Annotated in this window: 1 protein-coding gene; it reads right to left on the bottom strand. The window is 73.6% G+C overall.

Annotated elements, in window-relative coordinates:
* Positions 1-176 (bottom strand): RNase adapter RapZ (locus tag BIU95_RS19185; RefSeq protein ID WP_302846970.1); only part of this gene is annotated, 176 nt, incomplete at its 3' end.
* Between the last annotated feature and the right edge of the window lie 97 nt (positions 177-273).

Raw genomic sequence — 273 nt, 5'->3', positions numbered from 1 at the left:
CGGTCGGCGAGCTCGGTCAGCGGGGCCAGCATCTGCGTGGGCAGGTTGTCGACGACGTACCAGCCCAGGTCTTCCAGGGCCTTGCCGACCGTGGACCGCCCGGCCCCGGACATGCCGGTGACGATGAGGATGTCGTGCTGCGACGCGTGTGTGGTCGCGGTGGCGCTGTCGGTCATCTGGGAGTGGGCTCCGTCGTGGCGGCCCGGGCGCGTCGCCCGGGGAGGTCTCGGCTGCCGGACCAGGCTACCGCCCGGTGACGGACGGGAGGCGCGG

The organism is Curtobacterium sp. MCBA15_007 (assembly GCF_001864905.1).
GTDB classification, from domain to species: Bacteria; Actinomycetota; Actinomycetes; order Actinomycetales; family Microbacteriaceae; genus Curtobacterium; species Curtobacterium poinsettiae.
The sequence above is the reverse complement of the archived record's forward strand: the minus strand, read 5'-3'. Positions and strand labels throughout refer to the sequence as shown.